Here is a 20,319-nt window from a genome sequence, read left to right as displayed (position 1 = left end):
AAGGGTCCTGGCCTTCTTTTGCGCGACATCTTGCGAGGCGATCCGCAAGCCGAGGCGGTGGCGGGCGTGATTGCTTCGGTTGCTCCGGATATTATCGTCTTGCAGGGAATTGATTACGATCTCGACCTTATGGCGCTAAGGGCGTTGCGTGACAGGATCGACGCGCGCGGTCACACTTTCCCGCACGCGTTCGCACTGTCGCCCAATACCGGGCGCGCGACCGGGCTTGACATGGACGGCGACGGAAAACGCGGTGAGGCCCGCGATGCTCAAGGCTACGGTCCGTTCGCTGGCGAGGGCGGCATGGCGATCCTGTCGCGCTTTCCTGTCGATCCAGCCGGCGTGCGTGATTTCAGCGATCTTTTGTGGGCGGATCTTCCTTGGGCGCGACTGCCGAGCACACCGTCCGGCCCCTTTCCCTCGGCCGAGGCGCAGGCGATCCAGCGCCTCTCGACGACCGGTCATTGGCTCGTCCCGGTCAAGATCGGTGGGCAGAGATTGACCCTACTGACCTTTCATGCCAGCCCGCCCGCCTTTGACGGACCGGAGGATCGTAATGGACTGCGCAATCACGATGAAATCGTCTTCTGGCGGCATTTGCTGGATGGATCGGTTGCGATGCCGCCGGTCAATCCTTTCGTGTTGCTGGGTGTCGCCAATCTCGATCCTGTCGACGGCGGCGGGCACAAGGCGGCGATCCTCGACCTCCTCAACGATCCGCGATTGCAGGATCCAAGGCCCATGCGTCCGGCTTCGGCCCATCTTGCGGAAACAGGCCAGAGCGACCCGCGTCTCGACACGGCAAGCTGGCCGGCCCCCGGCCCGGGAGATCTGCGGGTCAGCTACATCCTACCTTCCGCGGAGCTCGATATCGTGCAGGCGGGCGTTCATGACCCCCCAAGCGACGGCGTCGCCGGTCGTGAGGCGGAACAAGCAAGCCGTCATCGTCTCGTTTGGATCGATCTGCACCTCGACTGAAAGTCGTAAACCGGTACGTTTCTTGACCCTCTCCGCGCTTCGGGCTAGGCGGTGGCGACTGTCGTTTGGATCAGGAAGGACCCACGCATGAGCAACCCCTCGCTTCTTATTCTGCCCGGTGACGGCATCGGCCCCGAGGTCATGGTCGAGGTCCGCAAGGTCATTAACTGGTTTGGCGCCAAGCGCGGACTTAAGTTCGACGTCAGCGAGGATCTTGTCGGCGGTGCGGCTTATGACGCGCATGGCACGCCTTTGACGGATGAGACCATGGAGAAGGCGCAATCGGTCGATGCGGTTCTCCTCGGTGCCGTAGGCGGTCCGAAATACGACGTCCTGGATTTCTCGGTGAAGCCCGAGCGCGGCCTTCTGCGCCTGCGCAAGGAAATGGATCTTTACGCAAACCTGCGCCCGGCGCAGTGCTTTGACGCGTTGGCCGATTTTTCCTCGCTGAAAAAGGATGTGGTCGCGGGGCTCGACATCATGATCATCCGCGAACTGACGTCGGGCATCTATTTCGGCGAGCCGCGGGGTATCGTTCAAGAGGGTAATGAACGCGTGGGCATCAACACGCAGCGTTATACCGAATCCGAGATCGACCGCGTCGCACGCTCTGCGTTCGAACTCGCGCGGAAACGGAATAACAAGGTCTGCTCGATGGAAAAGGCCAACGTGATGGAATCCGGCGTGCTCTGGCGCGAGGTGGTGCAGAAAGTCCATGACGAGGATTATCCCGACGTGGAACTTAGTCACATGTATGCCGATGCAGGCGCGATGCAGCTTTGCCGCTGGCCCAAGCAGTTCGATGTGATCGTCACCGACAACCTTTTCGGCGACCTGCTGTCGGACGCCGCCGCGATGCTGACCGGGTCTTTGGGCATGCTGCCGTCCGCCAGCCTCGGCGCGCCGATGGCTAATGGCCGACCCAAGGCGCTTTACGAGCCGGTGCACGGCTCTGCCCCCGATATCGCGGGTCAGGGCAAGGCCAACCCGATCGCCTGTATCCTCAGCTTCGCCATGGCGCTGCGATACAGCTTCGACCAGGGCGAAGAGGCCACGCGGCTCGAACAGGCCGTCGAAAAGGTACTGGCCGACGGTCTGCGCACCGCCGATCTTCTAGGCGAGGAGGGCGCGCAGCCCGTGACGACGGCCGAGATGGGCGATGCCATCGTTGCGGCCCTGGATGCCGGGCTCTGAGCCTTGTTCGCAAGGGTCATTCCCTCTTGCAAAACGCGCAGGCGACGTATATCCGCCTGCGCACGGTCGGAGTGTAGCTCAGCCTGGTAGAGCACTGTCTTCGGGAGGCAGGGGCCGGAGGTTCGAATCCTCTCACTCCGACCAATGAAAAGGCGCCACTTCGCGTGAATGGGTGCGCCGTAGATTTCCAGCAGTCCAGACAAGAAACGCCGCTCCAAAGCTGCATTCAACATTCCGGGTAGCGCTCTTTTCAGCTCCAAGGCCTTGTAAATGGCCTCTTTGACCGGTTTGAGTTACGCGATCGGGTGGCCTTGTTGTGTCGGCGTTCCACGTGCTGGAAGTGGCGTCAGGTCCTTCGACGTGAATGCAGCGTCAGTACAGTCTTGTTGTCGGTAACAGGGTGCAAAAGCCGCTGGAATGTACATCGCGTGGATGGCTATGTGGACAAGAATTGCACTTGTTTTGGCGAAATGATCGCCGCGGTTAGTCGCCCTGTTTGCCACGCGCCTGTGTCGATCTCAATCCGGCCTTGTCGAAGGCTGGGGGCGTCGACGATGTAGTGACCGTATACCATCCAGTGTTTTGCCCGTGTGGCAGATTTACGGGTGTTTTCATGACCCCACAGAAGGTCGTGGGCGCGGCGTGGATCCGGCTGTCTTGTCGGGTCGCCCCCTGCGTGGCTTGCGATGATGTTTCCCGACTGCCAAAACAGGGGACATTGTCGAAGCCAATCCAGCAATTCCTCGCCTGCGTGCAGGACCAGTCGATCCCGCAAATCCGGCATTTTCGCATCAGATTTTTCGATTCCAAAGCTGCCGAGCGTCTGCCATCCGCCATTCCTCAACCATTGAGGGCCCGCGCTTTCCGGGTGATCCAGAAAATCCAGAAGCATTGCTTCGTGGTTTCCCATCAAGCACACGGCTCTGGCTGGGGTGCTGGCGCTCATGATTTGCAGTTGCCTCAGAACTTCGGCGCTCTTTGGCCCACGATCAATGTAATCACCCAAGAAGATCAGCGGTAACTCGGGTGCTTGGTTTTCCAAATGTCCAAGGAGCGTCTGCAACAGATCTAACCTGCCGTGGATGTCGCCAACCGCTACGAACGGAGCATTAGGAGCTAGATCGGACGGGGCACTATAGGTCCTGCCGGACTTTGGGTTAAGAAGCTGGTGAACTAATTTTATCACTGATGGACCGTGTTACGAACTGCTGCGCATAAGACAACCTATTGAAGGCGTTTCGACAGATTTCGTTCTGTCTCCAGATGAGCCCGTCACTTACGCGGCAAGACATCTTCGCATCCAAATGCCGGCAATCATGTCAAAGCTACCGCAGGCACTCTGCGAATACTAGCTTGCTGTTCCAGACCCAGCAAGAAACGGTCACTCACTCAGTCGTCGAAAGGACAGAGGCTGGAGGATGATTTCAACACGATGATCTTGTCGTTCTTCAAGCTGTTGGGAAGATGCCAATAGAAGGTGGCAAGCTTGATCCGTTAACTTTGGAAATTTTTGATGTCGCGCCGCGTGTGAACCGAGTGCTTGGCAGTAATCATGCCCAACTCAAGCATTACGAATAGTAAGCGCGCGGGCCGGAGTTCACATATTGGCGGCCATGCTACGGAATGTTTCGTTGTTATCCTTCAGTTCGTCAAAGCTTCCCGATGCAGCGATCCGACCTTTTTCCAAAAGATAGATCGTGTCGCAGTCACGAACCGTGGTTAATCTGTGGGCAATCATGACTATCGTTTTCTTGTGTCCGATCCGGTTGATCGCCTCCATCACCTCGCGCTCTGTCAGGTTGTCGAGGGCGGAGGTGGCCTCGTCAAAGATCAGCAGGGCAGGATCATGGTAGAGGGCACGCGCTATGCCGATCCTTTGTCTCTGCCCTCCTGACAAGCGTACGCCGCGTTCACCGACGACGGTCTGGTATCCATCGGGCAATTCGTTGACAACAAAGTCGTGCAAAGATGCAGTTTTTGCAGCACGCTCCACCGCAGCCATGTCGATGGCCTCTTTGTCAAAGCCGAATGCGATATTCTCGGCCACAGTGCTGTCGGTCAGATATATCGTTTGAGGTACGTACCCTAGGCTGTTGCGCCAAAGCTGCGCGTTCTTTGCGGTGATCTCTTCGCCATCTACAAGAATTCGGCCGCTCTGAAGCGTCAGGAGGCACAAGATTGTGTCTACGAGAGTTGTTTTCCCCGCACCGGTTCCCCCCACGATTCCGATTTTGGTTTCTGCGGGAATAACCAGACTTATCCCATCAAGGGAAGGTTTCTCTGTGTTGGGGTAGGAAAAGTAGGCATCCCGAAGCTCGACTTGCTTTCTGACACTCATCGCCGTCGTGGCGTCTTTTTCTAAAGGTGCTTCAGACGTTTTGGCGTAAGACATCATGTAATCGCTATAGATATGATCGAGCAGAGGTTTGCCGTTTTTGATGGACGTCAGGGATTGATACACATTCTGGACGGCCGGCATGAGACGCATCATCGCGAATGCGAATGTTCCCAAGACGGGTATGGCCGCCTTTAGATCGCCGTCGTTCTTGATCTGGAGGTACACTATACTTCCGAGCAGCGACGCAAAAATAATGGCTTCGAGCCCAAACTTCGGCATCTGCTGGATCACGCTGTTCGTCGCCTGTATCGCGGCGAGCCGCCGTGATGGCCGCACAAACCTATTCACATATTGTCTTTCTATCCCTAGAAGCTTCAGTTCCTTGAATCCACCGGTCGCCTCCTGGGTGAGTCGGAAGCGCTTTGTATTTGCAGCGACGCTTTCCTTTCCAAGCCGCGTCATCACTGGCCTTAAAGTCCAGTAGATCAGGAAATACCCAATGCCGATGATGCTTGATGAAATAATGGTTACGAAGGGTTCCAGTATTAGCAGAAAGGTAACAATTCCGAATACGACAATCGAACTTGAGATCAATTTGAGAGACGGGACAATAACGCTGGATACCAATCGCTTGATTTCATTAAGCACATTCTTGCTGATATCAGATGTGTTTCGGTTCAGAAACCATGTGTAAGGCTGGTGAAGATACGCCTCCAAAAGGTTCTTAGACATGGTGAAGCCGCGCATGGCAGAAAACCTTACGATAGCGTAAGATCCACATGCCTTCACAGCGATTGCGAGAAGAACAACAAAGAAAACGAAAAAACTTAGGAAAATATTGAAGTTAGAAACAGATATGAAGCCAAGATTGTCATAAAACCATGAAAGGAAAGAGCTATTTGCGACCATTTCGGGATTGGTCAGAATATTCAACATGAAGAGAATGCTCGAAATACCGGCGAGCTCTGCAATGCTGACACTCAGCATGATCAGGGTAAGCAGAAAAAAACGCCGCTTCTCACGACGGCTAAACATTGAAAATATTTTCCTGAAGACGTCCAGCATGTCCGTTCTCCGGCAAAAGTGCTGTAAACCTTCTGCACATAGCTTTTGTTCGATACAAGGCTTCTTTTTGACGTCATAGTGACTTCTCGCCCAAGGTCCGCTGGCTGAGCAGGCGGTTGCTGCCGATCCATGCTCTAAAGCAAGGATTTGTTAGTCATGCGATCGTCTGCGGGCGGAGGAGGGATCTCGTCGACGACGCTGCGTCTAGCTCTCAGATGATGGGCGCAGGTCTCCGCAGGTTCTTCCTGACCGTGCTTTTTTGGTTAGACCTTGCTACTTGACCGACGTTGCTTGAAAAACACGGCTCCGAGAATGACGGCAAGGCCGGTTAGTTCAATCATATCTGCGCCTCTGAACGGGCCGTACTTGCCGGCATAGATGGTTTCGAGGTCGTGATAGTTGATCCCCTTAAGCACTGTTATTCCAATACAAATCGCGAGACCTGCGATGAGCAGAAGATTGCTTGCGAGGCTGCGACGGAAATAGACTAGGGCCATAACAAGGAGCGTTGCCATGACAGCAACTGCAGCAACAAGAATAGTGTACTGGACCTGTCGCCGTATCTCATACCACTCCTGCGCTTTCGAAAGACACCTTCCGTAACTCACGACGAAGGCATGCAGGTCGAGATGTGTGTTGATCAGCTGAAAAAAGAGGATCAAGGCACTTACGCGCCAAAGTGTACGCTCCCGGCCATGTAGCTGCTTTGCCACGGCAATCGCCTTGAGTCCTGCAATGCCGTAAAACAGCATGAAGACTGTACCGGAGATGAGGGGGTCGCCCCAGATCTTCGACCAATTCTCGAATCCGCATGGCAAAGCGCCAAGGATCTCACTGGCTACGGCCTTGATCTTGTCGGTATTCATTTTTTGGCCAACTCAAACGTGTGCCCACGTGTTTTGAAGCATATCGAGCCAGGAAAAGACAGCCAATGCTGCCACTTGTGTGTAACAGTCCGAATTGTTTCAGGGCTGGGGCCGCCGGAGCGGGCTTGTCCGTTCGACGTCTGTGAAATGACCGGCTGTCCCGAGGTCGGCTCACGCATCTTTTCCAAAGCGTGAGGCGCTGTTGGAGCAGGGTTAAACTGGCAGGAAACAGCCCCCGATGGCGGACGGGGGGCCTTATCCTTCGCAATCTGATGCGCTGAGAAGTCAGCCTTTACGGCGTTTCCCTACAAAACCGAGACCACCAAGCGCACCGAGCAACAGGAAACCTGCCGCCGGCAGGGGAATAGGGCTGGCGGTGACAAGATGCTGGCTTTTGTGGCTGCCGTAGTATGTATCCGTCGATTCCAGAAATGTCAGGCGATACGACTGCGTCTTCGGGCCGTTGATACCGCCTAAAAGCTGGTTTGCGCGCGTGCGCGCGGCGGAGTTGCCGGTGACGTTGAAATCGCCGCTATTAACGTCAAAGCTTCCGCTGTCTTCATAGGTCACTTCCCAAAGAGCAAGCTGGAAACCGGCCGAGTCCGCATCAGACGTTAGGTCTAGCGATGAAAAACCCGTGTTGAAGAGTGCCTGGACATTGAATTTCTGGGCGAGCGTCGGGCGTGCCGTGCCGAAGGGATCGAAGCCGGCGGAATCTTCGGTGATTTCGTAATTGGATGAAAGGCGCAGATAGGTGCTGATATCCAGACACCAGGCCACGAAATCGCCCAACGGACCACTGCTCAGGTCGAAACCACCGGCCAGCGTACTCAGACCACTGGGAAGTTCGATATCATCCGTGATCGTTACCGCGGCGCTGCCATTGCTGCCAAAGACACTGGAAGATTGTTTGGACACCGGAACCGGCGTTGCATGGGCGGAAAGAGCGGCGATGGAGAAAAGCGCGGAGAGAGTTGCCAAACGCATATTGGGACTCGAAAACATGGTCTTCCTTTCACTGGTTAAAAACGCATCTGCTTATGAAAGCGTATGATCAAATCTTTTTGCGGTCAAATTCATGCTGGAAAAAAGCCATATTTCTTAAGTGGTTGCGCTGTTTCTACATCAATGATTGATTGACTGCGTGATTGCTTCGAACTTGCGAACAATAACCAGGATCTGTTTCTAGATTTCACGTCGACAGAGGACGTCGCGAAGCGTTTGGACATGTCCGAATCACGTACCGCATTCTTTGCAGGAAGTCTGAGGTCACGATCAGATTCAACTAGGATAAGTAAATTGAGAATACACACCACAAAGGGTTGTAAATTACGATTGCGGGCCGAGATTCAGCTCTGCTTAAGGTAGTATTTTTGGTCAAAATGACCCGAACCGAATATATCGACTCCTCCAGCCTGAAGAAATGTGGCAATCTTTCGACAAGAATATGACGCGATCATTTCAGCCATTTCTTTTTTGAAGTTGTAGAGTGACCGTCGGAGTTTAATGCGTGTGTTCACCCGGAAGGTAGAGAAATTATGAGAACATTTCGGAACTTTGCATATACGATTGCGGCGTCGGGCATGGTATGGGCCGCAGGGTCCACTGACGGCTGGGCGCTTACGACCCTTGACCTGACCAGCGGTGGTGGCGGAACGCTCAACGGTGGCGAGTTCTTGGCGCCTTCGACAGAAATCGGAGCCACCGGTACTGGTGTCTTTGAACCGTTTCTGAGGCTTCAGGCCAACGGTAGTGAATCTGGCTACAACACCGACAGAGCGAATAGTGATCTAGAATTCGACGAAAAAGCTGGCATATGGACCCACTCACTGCAGAAGCAGGATTTGACGGGTTCAAGCGGCAAATACGAGTTCCTTTTGGACATAAACGAGCCTTCTGGCCGGAATTCGCCCATCTCGCTGGACTCGTTGCGCATCTTCAACGTCGGATCAGACAAGGACCTGACGGGGCTTTCTTTCGGGGACGGGTCGAATCCATTCAACGGCCTCTACACCGAAATCTGGAATATGGATGTCGGTGTGGACGGCGACAGCGAAGTTTTGCTTGACTACGACTTCTTCGGAAGCGGCAGCGGTCGGGCCGATATGTCGTTGTTCCTGTCGCAGACACTGTTTGCCGGCGTGGCCGCGACGGATTACATCGTGTTTTATTCGGCATTCGGAAACGCGGACGACTCGGACGGTGGCTTCGAGGAATGGGGAATCCGAGGTGCACCGTGCGATCCGCTCGACCCGGGTTGCGGCGGCGGGGTCGGTTTCGTCCCGGTGCCCGCTGGTCTTCCGCTGCTTCTGTCAGCCCTCGGACTTGGCAGCATCGTCGCGCGGCGCAAGCGTAAAACTGCTTAAAAGACCTACCGTACAGGTATCAAAAGGATAGGGCGCCTTCCACAGGCGCCCTATTTTTGCCATTGTCCTTGAATAAAGAACAGTCCCGTCAAGGGGGCGTAATCGAGCGAGACGGACATGAAACGGCAAAACCATCAAATGTTGGACTCTGCGTTCGCGGATGTGCTTCCTCCCGAATTCGATGAAGATCTGGTATCCTCATTCTTCAATTTTGGGTCGGCGAGCTCCGAAGGGGCCATTCTTCCTGCCAATGCTAAATCGAAGCTGGATCTGACTAAAAAGCTTGCGCAGCTCGGCATTGACACCGAAGCCTCCGGTGCCGATTTGATCCCTGACGCGCCTCAAGACGCCGATGTGCCACCACTGCCCGAAGAGTTCGCAAACGCCATTGGTGGTCTCGAGAACGCCGAAGAGAAAACGCCGTTGGATTTGTGGCAGTACGCGCGTCCGCTCGACGCACCGGAAAGCCTTGTCGAAAACCCGCTGACCGGCGGTGGCGCGAAGCCGTCCTGGGCCGGCGGCAACAAGGATGAAACCACCGATGGCAGCGGCGGAAGCACCAAGAAGGGCAAAGGTCACAACAAGGACACGACATCTGAGGAGCCGAACACCGACGGCACCACAACCGACGGAACGACCAGCGGCGGTGATCCGACGCCCGAGGTCAACCCCGGCAGCGCAGATCCCGATGTCTATGTCAGCGGCATGGATAATCCCGAAGGCTACAATGTCGAGATTATCTATATCGGCACCTGGTCGGACTCTCTTCGGCAGGGTATTCAGAATGTGGCCGAGCGGATAAGCGATATCATCACGGCAGATCTTCCCGAACATAATGGTATCGATGATATTTCGATTACCGCGACGCTTGAAAACATAGACGGCACCGGCGGTTACTGGGGCTGGGGCGGATACAGTTCCCTTCGTTCCGACAGCCTTCTACCGAGCTCCGGCTATATGCGGTTCGACACCTCCGATACCGCACGCATTGAATCCCTGGGTCTTTGGGAAGACCTGATGATGCATGAAATGCTGCATGCGATGGGGTTCGGCACGGTCTGGGCCAGCATGGGATTGATAGATGACTACAACGGCGATTTGCGGTTTACCGGGACCAACGCGATCGAGGCCTATAACAGGGAGTTCTTCGCGATCGCAGACAACGATCCGCTGTCGGACCTGGGTGTCATGGTCGAGACCGAAGGCGGGCCAGGCACCGCAGGCGTGCACTGGGACGATGCGACGTTCACCAACGAGCTTATGACCGGCAATCTTCGGACGAACAACTATCTCTCCGACATGAGCATCGCCGCTCTGGAAGACATGGGATACAGCACGGTTTACGGCGATGGGGTCACCATCGCGTAAAAGCGTTTGGCCTATTCGGGCCGTGCGTGCGGACCTGCAGTGGCAGGAACCACATCATTTCCAACCAAGGAACAATCCACGGCGGTGGCTCATCGCCGTGAAACTCTTCATAAATGGCTGAAATTCATGCATTTCCTTTGAGTGGACCAGAGGCGATAACACCTTCGTGAGGTTATCAACGCTGGCCGGAATCGCCGCATTACCGATAGCATTCGTGCAAAATTCCTGATAAAAAACTGCAACATGTCAAAAGCTATACTGTTTCGTGGCGCGCGAGCTGCGGGTTATTCATCGCTGAGAGTTCAATGGCGAACGCGAACCTAGTCGACACCAGAAACAACTTTCTTCAGGACGTTCTAAATTGGGGCGTCTTTTGGCTTGTGATTGCATTTGTCAGTGCTGGCTTCTTCTTCAACGAGGGCATTGCAGAGCTTTTGAAGGCCTGGAAGTTGCCCGAATACAGTCACGGACCGCTCATACCGGTGCTGTCGGGCCTGCTTTTCCTGCGACAACTTAAAACAGTGCCTGTCAATTACGGACCGGTGGCGGATCGCTGGCCGGGCGTTGTTCTTTTGCTGGTTGCGGTGCTGATCGGTGCCGGTGGCAAGATCATCGAGATCCGCGATATCGTCGCGTATGGGCTGATCTTGTGGGTCGGGGCCATCCTTTTGATCAGTTTCGGCTGGAAGACGGGCAAGCATTTCTGGCCTCCGGTCGTGCACCTGGTGTTTATGTTGCCGCTGCCGGGCGCGGTGTATTACGGGCTTTCGACCTTCTTGCAAGGCATTTCGTCAGAGTTGGGAGTCTATTTCCTGCAGCTCATCAGCGTGCCGGTGTATCTGGAAGGGAACATCATTGATCTCGGTGTGTTCAAGCTGCAGGTCGCGGAAGCCTGTTCCGGGTTGCGCTACCTCTTCCCGATCCTAAGCTTTTCTTACATCTTCGCTGTCCTCTACCAGGGGCCGATGTGGCACAAGGCCCTGCTGCTGGTTTCGGCGGCGCCGATTACCGTATTCATGAACTCTGTCCGGATCGCGATCGCGGGTTGGATCGTGAACAATTACGGTCTGGACCACGTCGAGGGCTTCTCGCATTTCTTCGAGGGCTGGGTGATCTTCATCAGCTGTGTATTGATCCTCTTCGCTTTTGCCTGGGTGCTGGTCAAGCTGCGGCGCGACAGGATCGGGTTGATCGAAGCTCTCGATCTCGACACCGAGGGTCTCGCGACGCAAGCCCGGCGGATCACGCTGGTCCGTCCCTCGGCAGCGATGATTTTTGCCGCTGTCTTTGTCGGGGCACTTGCCGTCAGCTGGCAGGCCATGCCGACGCGCGGCGAGGTGCAGATCGACCGTGAACCCTTCGTTCTATTCCCTAAGCGGTTGGAAGAATGGCGGATTGGCCCACACCAGCCCCTCGATCCGGAGATCGAACAGGTTCTGGGCGCGGATGATTACTTGTCGGTGAACATGTCACAGGCGGTCGAGCCGCTGCCCGTTGAGCTGTTCGTCGCGTGGTACCGTGATCAGACCGATGGAGGAACGCACTCGCCCGAGGTGTGCCTGCCAAGTGCAGGCTGGGAGATCGCCGAGTTGGAACAGATCGACGCGACAAGCAGAACGGGAGAGACCTTTTCGCTTAACCGGGCGATCATCCAGAAAGGCGTGACCCGAATGTTGGTCTATTACTGGTACGATCAACGCGGAGTGCGCACTGCGTCGGAGTACGAGGCCAAGCTACACCTTATGCTGGGCAGGTTCCTGGATGGTCGAGACGATAGCGCTATCGTACGTTTGACAACCTTGGTCGACCCGCAAGAAGGGCTGGGCGCGGCAGAAGAGCGTCTTCAAAAAGCGATGGACGCCGCCATGCAGACACTTCCTCGATTTGTTCCGGAACCTTAGGTTTCGGCTCGAAAATGAGATTGTCCATAAAGTTTAGCGTTTTTTGAGCCGCGGTATGCAATCCTGTTCGCACCTCGTATCTGGTAATCCGGTTTTCGTTTTCGGTGCACTGCGATCCGGGACAACAGTCTTTCGGCTTATGCTTGACGCGCATCCACGCATCAAGAACCCCGGTGAGGCCGACTATCTGTTCGATTACCTGCATCAAAGTGATAAAGGGCAGTGGCGCTACGATCTGGATGCCCTTCGGGCCGACAGAATTTTCAACGCCCAAGAATTAAAGATCCCGGCGGGTGTCGACGGGCTGCGCCTACTGGAGGCTTTCCTAAGGCAGTTGGATGAGAAAGCGCCGGGCATCCTTACCCTGAACGTGCATCGTAACATCCAAAGACTACACGCCGCTTTGCCCGGCACCCGGCTTCTTCACATGTTGCGTGATCCACGAGATGTGGCCCGGTCCTCGATTGGTATGGGCTGGTCGGGGAACAGTTACCACGGCGTCGACCATTGGATCCGAACCGAAACACAGTGGAGCGCCGTCGAGAAATCCGTGAATCCGAACAACGTTCTCGAGCTTCACTACGAGGATCTGTTTGCAGACTGCCCATCGACCCTGAAAAGGGTCTGTGAGTTCCTGGGCGTTCCCTTCGACCCTGCAATGCTTACGTATCACGAAACGTCGAGTTATAGCCCACCTGATCGGTCATTGGTGAAACAGTGGACACGCAATGCGTCCCAAAATGAGATTGTCTGGATCGAGCACAAGGCCGGCGCTCTCATGCGCGCTCGTGGATACGAGACTGCAACGCCGGGTACAGCACCATCCCTGCTACGTAAAGTTTTTTTGTTCCTGACCAACAAGTTAGCCGTCTGGAAATTCGGGATCCGCCGTTATGGTGCTTCTGTATTTCTTTTGGAGAAGTTGACGCGCTGGCTTCGGATCGGAAAACTCAACCACGGGTATCGTGAGATCATGCAGCGGGAAGATATCAAACGCCTGAAATAAGACACCAAGATCATGTAAGGCCTTGAGGACATGAAGGCCAAAAGGTCTTTTCAACGTCATGCAAAACGATAGTCGCTACGCGGTAGCTTTTGGGATCATACGAAATTGAGGGAAAAGAAAACACGACGATGACACCCCTCGCCTACATAGCCCTTTTCGCATGGCCGTTTGTTGTCATCGTTATGTTTATGCGCCTTTCTTTGGAAAAGGCTCTGGCCTATTCGTTTGTCGTTGGATACCTCGTTCTGCCGCTGGCTCCGAGCTTTGACTTTCCGGTAATTCCGCCGATCAACAAGGATTTCATCCTGGTTATAAGTGCCGGAGTCATGTGCTTGCTGACAGCGGCAAAGATGAAGACGCGAAAGAAAGCACTGTCACGATCAAGGGGAATTCAGGCAGAAAATCAGGTCCCAGAATTTCATATCCAACGCGGCCAGATATTTTTTTATTCCGCGCTACTCTTACTATTCACGTCACCGTTTCTGACCGCCATGCAAAACAACGATACGTTTGTGATCGGTGGGCGTGTCTTCAGGTCTCTTTCCACCTATGACGCGTTTTCTATTAACTCAACGTTACTCATGCTTTTCTTGCCGTTCTTTCTTGGCAGGCGTTTTCTGGCCACCGAGGAAGCGCACCGTATCCTGCTCAAGGCAATCGTGATTGTGGCTTTGTTCTACACGCTGCTCGCATTGTACGAAATTCGCATGAGCCCGCAGTTGAACCGCACGATCTACGGTTTCTTCCCTCACTCCTTTGCTCAGCATGTTCGTGATGGTGGGTTCAGGCCACTGGTCTTTCTGAATCATGGCCTGATCCTTGCGATTTTCTTCGCGGTGGCGACGCTTGCCTCGCTCGCACTCTATCGATGTGCGTCGACGACGCAGTACCGTTTAAGGTGGCTCCTGTTCGCGATTTGGATTTTCGGCGTTCTGTTTCTAAGTAAATCTCTCGGCGCGTTCATGCTGACCTTGATGTTCGGGCCCGTCCTTTTGTTTTTGAGGGGCTGGGCGCAACTTCTATTCGCCGCGATTGTTTCGGCATTGGTCTTCAGCTATCCGATCCTGCGCAGCAACGAGTTGGTTCCCGTTGACCGAATTCACGCCTTTGTCGAGACCATCGATCCAGCTCGGGCCAGATCGCTGAATGTGCGCTTGCAGAACGAGGACCGGCTTCTCGAAAAAGCCATGGAACGCCCTCTTGCCGGTTGGGGAACTTATGGAAGAAACCGGGTTTACTCGGATTGGGGTAAGGATATTTCCCTCACAGACGGTTACTGGATCCTGACGATCGGCCAGTATGGTTGGCTGGGTTTTATCGCACAGTTCGGCCTGTTGTCGTTCCCGGTCATCATGTTGGCGGCAAGGCGAAAAAAGCTGGATATCCCTTTGGTATCTTCTGCATTGGTCCTGATTTATACAATGAACCTGCTCGACCTTTTGCCCAACGCAAGCATTGGGCCGCTTTTCATGCTGATGTCCGGGGCCGTGATGGGATTGTATCAGACGGCACCGCGGAAAGAGACCAAGAGGGCGCCCGAGAGAGCCAAGACGCCCCTTCCGACTTCTCAAGAGGGAAGGGGGCGGGTATCCGCGGATCAGCTTGGTCTCGGCGAAGCCGCAAAACTGCATCATAGACGTCCACGGGTGCGTGGCTAATCGGTTTCAGAGCGAAAGGCGTCTCAGTCCAGGAACTGAAAATCGTCCGCTTCCATGATGGTGCGCCACTTCACGACAGTCATGTCCGGGGTCTGCCGGCGCGCGTATGCGTGCTTGGCCATGGGAAGGCGCGCCGGTTTTGTACTTTCCAGCGTCTTGGGTGGTTTCGACTTCAGAAGAAAAAAAAGCGCCTGCCGCGTGCCTTTCAGGTCATCGGGCAGTTTTTGACTTCCTTCGTTCCCGCTCAGCATCTTTGACCTCTGATCTCACCGACCAAATTTGGATTTGCCGAGTATACGTCGAATAATGGCGATAAAAGGGCAGGGGCTGAGCGAAACGGTCAGAGCGCGTGATTACCGGTGCAGACGCGATCGCACGGCCAAGACGACAAGCGAAGGCAGGATCGCAAAACATTCGGCGTACCGCTTGAGCAGACGTCTTGGATTAGAGAGAACCCGCCACAGCCATTCCAGCGCGAACCGCCGCATCCATTCAGGAGCGCGGCGTTGTCCGCCGGCGATGAAATCAAGTCCGGCACCAATAGACACGAACCCGCGATCTTGCAGAATCGTTGCACCGCGCGCTGCCAGAATTTCCTGCTTGGGTGCCCCAAAGGCAAGAAAGACCAATCGCGCATCGCTATATTTCAGCTGTTGCAAAAGATCGTCCGCTTGGCTGCCCGTGACGTCAAAACCGAATTCAGGAGAGATCTGCGTGACAATACGAAGCCCCGGCACAGTTGCCTCAAGCTTGGCGGCGGCTTGTGCCAAAGTTTCCTCTGTCGAGCCGATCAGGGCGACTGGCGTGCCTGTTTCCTGTGCAAGCCGGGCAAGGGGCAGGATGAGGTCGGAACCGGGTACAAGTTCGACAGGCCGCCCCATGAGGTAGCGCAGCCACACGATCGGGTTGCCGTCGGCAACAACGTGGGAATGACGCCTGTATGCCGCACGAAAATCGGCATCGCGACGTAGTTTGACGATATGATCAAGGTTCAACGTGGCGATCGTGAACCCGGTCTTCTCCTCAAGGCATCTTTTCACATCCGCAAGAAGCGCGTCTTGCGTGGACGTGTTCACGAGGTTCAAGAAGCTTTCGTTCTCGCCCGCGACTGTCAAATCCTCAGGTTGCCGTGTCATGCTTTGTCCCGTGGTTCACGTCGTGGAAAAGCTGACGAATACGCCGAGCGTTGGCAAAGACGTTGTGGCGTTCGATAACACGTCGCCGCCCTTCTTGCCCCATTTCGGATAGTCGCTCGGCGGACGTGTCCAACGCCGCGCATATGGCTTCGCCGATTTTGTCCGGCGCGCCTGCGGGAATTAGCCATCCACACTCCGGATCGACAAGTTCCGGTATGCCGGCGATATACGTAGAGATGACAGGACGGCCAAGCGACAGGGACTCCATGATGCAGACTGGCAGGCCCTCGGCAAAGCTTGGCAGCAGCAGTGCCCGGGCTTTTGAAAGATGAGCGCGTACCGTGGCGCTGTCCTGCCATCCAAGCAGGGTGATGTTGTCCTGCAGAGCGTGACGTGCAATTTCTGCTTCGACATCCTGCCGGCTTTCGCCGTCGCCGATCATGACGATCCTGACATCGGGATGCGTCTTCACAACATCGGCTAGGGCGCGAACGATATGGACCTGTGCCTTCTGAGGGCAAAGCCGGCCAATCACGACGAATGGGGCATCCTGTGCGAAGGGATGAGAGCTGAGCGCGAATTCATCGGTATCTATCCCGCATCCAACAATGTGTATCTTGTTCCATGCCTCAACCCCGGCAGCCAAAGCGATCTGGACCCGGCAGAAGTTGGAAATCGCGACGACGAATTGAGACTCGCGAGTTTTCAGTGCCAGTGAATTGCCAGCCACGTCCAAGAACTCGTCTGGACCATGCGCTGTGAAACTGAACGTCGGACCCCCCAGATGGCGACAAAGAAGGGCAACCGCGGTCGCGTTTGTAGAGAAATGCACGTGGATATGTTCGACGCGATCTGCGGATGCCAACCGTTTGAGACGGATCGCTTCCAGAAAATACGCCGCGTGATGGATCAAGCCCCCGCCCTTGTTGCGGATCAGCCTGAGCAGGGTGCCGGCCGCGCGCAGTATTCCCGCGGGATTTCTCAGAATTTCAGGAAAAAAACCTGAAACGACCTGAATTTTGCGACCGTCCAGCAAATACTGCGTCTGGTCTTTCTCACTGATGTCATCCTGATCGACGAGATTCTGAGACCATTGCCGCACCGCATAGCGTTTGACGACGCACCCCTCATCCTCGAGCGCGTGTATCTCGCGGCGGATAAAGGTCGAACTGGTTGCCGGGTATGTGTTGGTCAGGTAGCCGATGCGCATCAGAAAACTCGAATTTAGAAAATTTGTTAAACAAACCAGATGGCAAAACTTTGCCATGAACGAGGGTTTTTTTGCTCTAGCTACGCCACCACAGCACTTTACCAAGGCCGCCGGCGCTTCGTAACTCGAAATCGGTCGATAGATCAGTTCGGACTGGCCAAAGTAAAATGGCAAGACCGCCGTAAACGCCAAACTGTGCCAAACCAATCGCCATCCAGAACGCGACCTTGCCGAGGCTGTGGAAACCGTCAGAGCCGCGTTCCACACGACAGCGAAGACGGCCGTTGTTGAAAACGCGACGCCTGACATAGTCTTTCGACATTCTTTCGGTTGGAACGAACTCTTTTACACTGGCATGCATGCACCATGTGAGTTTGACAGATTTCTTCAGAACCAGTTCGCGCAGAAGGAAAACATCCTCGCCGCCATTTTCGAACTCGGCATTGAACGGGGTGTCGTCGTCAAAACACGTGTCTCTTTGGAACATCGAGTTTCCAGTTCCCAGCGAGGCGCGGTATCTGGAAACGTCTTCGCCATCCTCCACAGCAAGCCTCCGGCTGAAAAGCCGTTCCAGTGCAGGGCGTAGGTACTTCGGCGGCTCGGTTTCGAAGCATGGCTCAACCGGGCCGAACGCCGCAGCGGTACGCGTTTCCGCCAAAGCGTAAAAACGGTTCAGCCAGTCCGGGCAGGGCAACTCATCGTCGTCTATGAAGAGAATATATTCCTCTGTCGTTTCACGGATGCCACGGTTGCGCGCTGAAACAACACCGGCAGACGGTTCATGGACGTAGCGCGCGGCTGGCCAGCCGTCCTCGACTACCTTCCGCGCCGATGCATTCGGGCAGTTGTCGACGACCACGATTTCAACGAATTCACCGTGAGCAGAGGTTTCGACCTGTTCGACCAGGGCCGCCAGAAGGGTTTCCAAGGCATGAACCCTTTTGAACGTGGGCACCACGATTGAAATCGTGGGCGGTCCGACCTCGTTCAAGTTGCGTGGAACACTCTCGGATACCATAGGCTATTTGTACTCGATGATTTGAGGCTGTGCACCTTTGAGGGTTTTCCACCAGAATTCAACAACGCCGGCGGCCTCGGCGAACTTCCCGATAATCATGAAGGCGGCGAACAGGAACGGGCTTTTGTCATGACGATGGCGCCATGCCAGGCGTAAAAACTGAAGCGTATAAAAAAGAAAACCTGCCCAGAAGAAAGGTGAAATCGAGACAGACAGCGCCACAAGGACAAGTGGAAGACCGAGACCCCAGACAAAAGCTCGCCTTGTCTCCCGTACCCAGAACCGTTCCGGCGATGTGCCATGCATATGCGCGCCCTGCGCAAAAGCGTATCCGCCGCGGCGCGCCCGTTTCCACCATTGCGAAAACCGCGTCATGGCGGCATCGTGCCATGCCATTTCAGGATCCAGCCTCCAGATTTGCCAGTCTTCCGCGCGCAGACGGAAGCAAAGCTCCGGTTCTTCACCGGCAATGAGCGTGTCATCAAACCCATTCGCCTCGTGAAATGCGGATGCGCGATACATCGCGATGCCGCCGCATGCCTTGGTCTGCCCAGGTTCGGTGTCCCATTCGCGATCACATAAGGCATTGTAGATCGATCGCTCGGGAAACCTTTCGCGCAGCCGGCCGCAAACGGCCGCAGCTCTCGGGTTATGGTCAAGAAAATCAACGGCGGCCGCGACCCAGCCGTCCCGAAGCTCGCAATCTCCATCAACGAACTGGATAAGGTCAAAGGCCCCTTGCTCGCGCAGAATGCGCGCGCCGGTGTTCCGAGCGCGGGCTGCAGTAAAGGGGCGTGACGTATCGAGCGGAACGACGATGGCCCCTTTGTCACCGGCAATTTGAGTGCTGTTATCGGTGGATCCGGAATCGACATAAACAAGGCAATCGATACTGTCCGGGAAGGCGTCCAGACACCGCCAGAGCCTTTCGCCCTCATTGCGGCCTATGACGACTGCGCCGATCCGGTATTCGCCGATCATGTCTCAGGTTTTCCCATGTCCAGGTAAGACCAGGGGTTTGAGGCCGATTGACCAGAGATCGCGCAGGAAGCGGCGGGGCGCTTCCGAGCGTTTTCCCTGCAAACCGCGAATTCCGGAATTCAGCAGCCATCCCAGAATCTTGAGCGTGCCGCAGGCAAATGTATATGGCGCGCCGTGGTGTCTCAGCATGTAGATCCGCCAGGACTCGTACCAGTAATCGGGCAATCTACTGGCCTGTTCGCTCTCGTCCCGGCCAACCCCGGTTGCACTTCCAGCGGAGTGAAAGACGTGCGCCTCGGATACGTGCCAGGTCTGCCATCCTGCGTTGCGCAGTTTACGCATCAAGTCGACTTCTTCGTAATACAGGAAAAACGCATCTTCGAAGAAGCCTACCTTTTCCAAGGCGTCGAACCGGGCCATGAAGGCCGCGCCGGAAACCCAGTCAACTTGCATAGTCGGCAACTCTGTGCCGAGTGCAATAAGGCCACTTGGAAAAGCTCTTGAGACCGGACCGAACTGAAGCGAGCTGATGAACTCGGTCAGCAAACTCGGAAAGCGGAAGGCCGCGACAGCTTCATGATCGGTCCGGGGCTCAAAGATGCTTGCCCCGGCCACGGCGGCCTCGGGGTGGCAATCCAGGAAACGGCTGAGAACTTCGAGTGTATCTTGTTCGACCCTGGCATCCGGATTCAGGAAAAAAATGTACTCGGGCCTGGTCTTCAACGCGGCGAGTTTCTTCAAAACCACATTATTGCCTCGACCGAACCCATGATTGGTTTTTTCCCGGTGTAATTCCACGGTTTCCAGCCATCCGTATTCCGCGACCGCGGTCTCGATAAGGTCACCATCATCCCCAGGAGATGCATTGTCCACGACGTGTACATGCACCGAAAGGCGGTCACTTTCAGAACTGATCAGGCTCTCGACGGCCTCCAGCGTGAGGTCTGCGGTTCGATAGTTGACCGTGATCGTGGCAATTCGTTTCATGGTCTTCATCTTAAACAGAAAACACCGTGCGAATACGGCATAAATCCGACCTCATTTTGAAGCTCGAATTTCAAAAACCGTGGGCGCAGAGGAAAACTTGCCACGATAGGCGGTTCATGTGTCTTGCCGTAAGGGATGTAGCGTTTTGATATATCAAAAAGTGCGTGGACCGTGCTTAGGTCGTGCGAAGCCCATACCCTGCGGCTTGCTGACTAAGATCTGGCATTTCAGCTTGCGGACCAGCGCC

At 55.2% G+C, this 20,319-nt stretch carries 16 protein-coding genes and 1 tRNA gene; 8 read left to right on the top strand and 9 right to left on the bottom strand.

Annotated features, from left to right (window positions below; genetic code table 11):
* Positions 1-18 precede the first annotated feature (18 nt).
* From EZV60_RS04300 to EZV60_RS04290, 3 genes are all read left to right on the top strand, one after another.
* Positions 19-978, top strand: coding sequence for an endonuclease/exonuclease/phosphatase family protein (locus EZV60_RS04300; RefSeq protein ID WP_245306209.1), 960 nt, complete (start codon positions 19-21; stop codon positions 976-978).
* 87 nt (positions 979-1,065) lie between these two features.
* Positions 1,066-2,172 (top strand): 3-isopropylmalate dehydrogenase, encoded by a 1,107-nt coding sequence (leuB, locus tag EZV60_RS04295; protein WP_135502503.1) that lies wholly within the window; start codon positions 1,066-1,068, stop codon positions 2,170-2,172.
* Positions 2,173-2,239: 67 nt separating this feature from the next.
* Positions 2,240-2,316: transfer RNA gene (locus EZV60_RS04290), tRNA-Pro, on the top strand.
* Between the two features lie 292 nt (positions 2,317-2,608).
* Here EZV60_RS04290 and EZV60_RS04285 read toward each other — a convergent pair.
* The 4 genes from EZV60_RS04285 to EZV60_RS04270 form a co-directional block, all read right to left on the bottom strand.
* A complete protein-coding gene (locus EZV60_RS04285; RefSeq protein ID WP_280952565.1) occupies positions 2,609-3,358 on the bottom strand; it encodes a metallophosphoesterase in 750 nt (249 codons plus the stop codon).
* Between the two features lie 411 nt (positions 3,359-3,769).
* Positions 3,770-5,575 (bottom strand): ABC transporter ATP-binding protein, encoded by a 1,806-nt coding sequence (locus tag EZV60_RS04280; protein WP_135502502.1) that lies wholly within the window; start codon positions 5,573-5,575, stop codon positions 3,770-3,772.
* Between the two features lie 263 nt (positions 5,576-5,838).
* A complete protein-coding gene (locus tag EZV60_RS04275; RefSeq protein WP_135502500.1) occupies positions 5,839-6,441 on the bottom strand; it encodes a hypothetical protein in 603 nt (200 codons plus the stop codon).
* A gap of 285 nt (positions 6,442-6,726) precedes the next feature.
* Positions 6,727-7,446 (bottom strand): VPLPA-CTERM sorting domain-containing protein, encoded by a 720-nt coding sequence (locus EZV60_RS04270; protein ID WP_245306207.1) that lies wholly within the window; start codon positions 7,444-7,446, stop codon positions 6,727-6,729.
* 578 nt (positions 7,447-8,024) lie between these two features.
* Here EZV60_RS04270 and EZV60_RS04265 point away from each other — a divergent pair.
* From EZV60_RS04265 to EZV60_RS04245, 5 genes are all read left to right on the top strand, one after another.
* Positions 8,025-8,807 carry a hypothetical protein gene (locus EZV60_RS04265; protein ID WP_135502498.1) on the top strand — a complete coding sequence of 261 codons (783 nt, stop codon included), beginning with the start codon at positions 8,025-8,027 and terminating at the stop codon, positions 8,805-8,807.
* A gap of 117 nt (positions 8,808-8,924) precedes the next feature.
* Positions 8,925-10,175, top strand: a complete 1,251-nt coding sequence (locus EZV60_RS04260; RefSeq protein ID WP_135502496.1) for a leishmanolysin-related zinc metalloendopeptidase — start codon at positions 8,925-8,927, stop codon at positions 10,173-10,175.
* A gap of 305 nt (positions 10,176-10,480) precedes the next feature.
* Positions 10,481-12,076: a VPLPA-CTERM-specific exosortase XrtD gene (gene xrtD, locus EZV60_RS04255; protein ID WP_135502494.1), complete on the top strand. Its 1,596-nt coding sequence runs from the start codon at positions 10,481-10,483 to the stop codon at positions 12,074-12,076.
* A 55-nt stretch (positions 12,077-12,131) separates the two neighbouring features.
* Positions 12,132-13,082: a sulfotransferase family protein gene (locus tag EZV60_RS04250; protein ID WP_280952567.1), complete on the top strand. Its 951-nt coding sequence runs from the start codon at positions 12,132-12,134 to the stop codon at positions 13,080-13,082.
* 128 nt (positions 13,083-13,210) lie between these two features.
* Positions 13,211-14,740: an O-antigen ligase family protein gene (locus EZV60_RS04245; RefSeq protein WP_135502490.1), complete on the top strand. Its 1,530-nt coding sequence runs from the start codon at positions 13,211-13,213 to the stop codon at positions 14,738-14,740.
* A 353-nt stretch (positions 14,741-15,093) separates the two neighbouring features.
* Here the strand turns inward: EZV60_RS04245 and EZV60_RS04240 are convergent, their stop codons facing one another.
* The 5 genes from EZV60_RS04240 to EZV60_RS04220 are packed head-to-tail and all read right to left on the bottom strand — an operon-like array spanning position 15,094 to position 20,072.
* A complete protein-coding gene (locus EZV60_RS04240) occupies positions 15,094-15,876 on the bottom strand; it encodes a WecB/TagA/CpsF family glycosyltransferase (RefSeq protein ID WP_135502488.1) in 783 nt (260 codons plus the stop codon).
* The gene (locus tag EZV60_RS04235; RefSeq protein WP_245306205.1) at positions 15,860-17,143 is read right to left on the bottom strand and encodes a glycosyltransferase family 4 protein; all 1,284 of its coding nucleotides are present in this window, start codon (positions 17,141-17,143) and stop codon (positions 15,860-15,862) included. Before EZV60_RS04235 ends, EZV60_RS04240 begins: the two co-directional genes overlap by 17 nt.
* A 19-nt stretch (positions 17,144-17,162) precedes the next feature.
* Positions 17,163-18,104 (bottom strand): glycosyltransferase, encoded by a 942-nt coding sequence (locus EZV60_RS04230; protein ID WP_135502486.1) that lies wholly within the window; start codon positions 18,102-18,104, stop codon positions 17,163-17,165.
* Between the two features lie 3 nt (positions 18,105-18,107).
* On the bottom strand, positions 18,108-19,085 hold the full coding sequence (locus EZV60_RS04225; RefSeq protein WP_135502484.1) for a glycosyltransferase family 2 protein: 978 nt from the start codon (positions 19,083-19,085) through the stop codon (positions 18,108-18,110).
* 3 nt (positions 19,086-19,088) lie between these two features.
* The gene (locus EZV60_RS04220) at positions 19,089-20,072 is read right to left on the bottom strand and encodes a glycosyltransferase family 2 protein (protein WP_167853466.1); all 984 of its coding nucleotides are present in this window, start codon (positions 20,070-20,072) and stop codon (positions 19,089-19,091) included.
* Positions 20,073-20,319: the final 247 nt, after the last annotated feature.

It is taken from the genome of Roseovarius aestuariivivens (assembly GCF_004761875.1).
Classification (GTDB): domain Bacteria; phylum Pseudomonadota; class Alphaproteobacteria; order Rhodobacterales; family Rhodobacteraceae; genus Roseovarius; species Roseovarius aestuariivivens.
Note: the sequence above shows the minus strand (reverse complement) of the source record. Positions and strands in the feature narration are given on the sequence as shown.

Excerpts from the sequence above, each read along its gene's own strand:
- leuB (WP_135502503.1), top strand. The coding sequence starts at position 1,066 with ATGAGCAACCCCTCGCTTCTTATTCTGCCCGGTGACGGCATCGGCCCC.
- EZV60_RS04280 (WP_135502502.1), bottom strand. The coding sequence starts at position 5,575 with ATGCTGGACGTCTTCAGGAAAATATTTTCAATGTTTAGCCGTCGTGAG.
- EZV60_RS04275 (WP_135502500.1), bottom strand. The coding sequence starts at position 6,441 with ATGAATACCGACAAGATCAAGGCCGTAGCCAGTGAGATCCTTGGCGCT.
- EZV60_RS04270 (WP_245306207.1), bottom strand. The coding sequence starts at position 7,446 with ATGTTTTCGAGTCCCAATATGCGTTTGGCAACTCTCTCCGCGCTTTTC.
- EZV60_RS04265 (WP_135502498.1), top strand. The coding sequence starts at position 8,025 with ATGGTATGGGCCGCAGGGTCCACTGACGGCTGGGCGCTTACGACCCTT.
- EZV60_RS04260 (WP_135502496.1), top strand. The coding sequence starts at position 8,925 with ATGAAACGGCAAAACCATCAAATGTTGGACTCTGCGTTCGCGGATGTG.
- xrtD (WP_135502494.1), top strand. The coding sequence starts at position 10,481 with ATGGCGAACGCGAACCTAGTCGACACCAGAAACAACTTTCTTCAGGAC.
- EZV60_RS04250 (WP_280952567.1), top strand. The coding sequence starts at position 12,132 with ATGCAATCCTGTTCGCACCTCGTATCTGGTAATCCGGTTTTCGTTTTC.
- EZV60_RS04245 (WP_135502490.1), top strand. The coding sequence starts at position 13,211 with ATGACACCCCTCGCCTACATAGCCCTTTTCGCATGGCCGTTTGTTGTC.
- EZV60_RS04240 (WP_135502488.1), bottom strand. The coding sequence starts at position 15,876 with ATGACACGGCAACCTGAGGATTTGACAGTCGCGGGCGAGAACGAAAGC.
- EZV60_RS04235 (WP_245306205.1), bottom strand. The coding sequence starts at position 17,143 with ATGGCAAAGTTTTGCCATCTGGTTTGTTTAACAAATTTTCTAAATTCG.
- EZV60_RS04230 (WP_135502486.1), bottom strand. The coding sequence starts at position 18,104 with ATGGTATCCGAGAGTGTTCCACGCAACTTGAACGAGGTCGGACCGCCC.
- EZV60_RS04225 (WP_135502484.1), bottom strand. The coding sequence starts at position 19,085 with ATGATCGGCGAATACCGGATCGGCGCAGTCGTCATAGGCCGCAATGAG.
- EZV60_RS04220 (WP_167853466.1), bottom strand. The coding sequence starts at position 20,072 with ATGAAACGAATTGCCACGATCACGGTCAACTATCGAACCGCAGACCTC.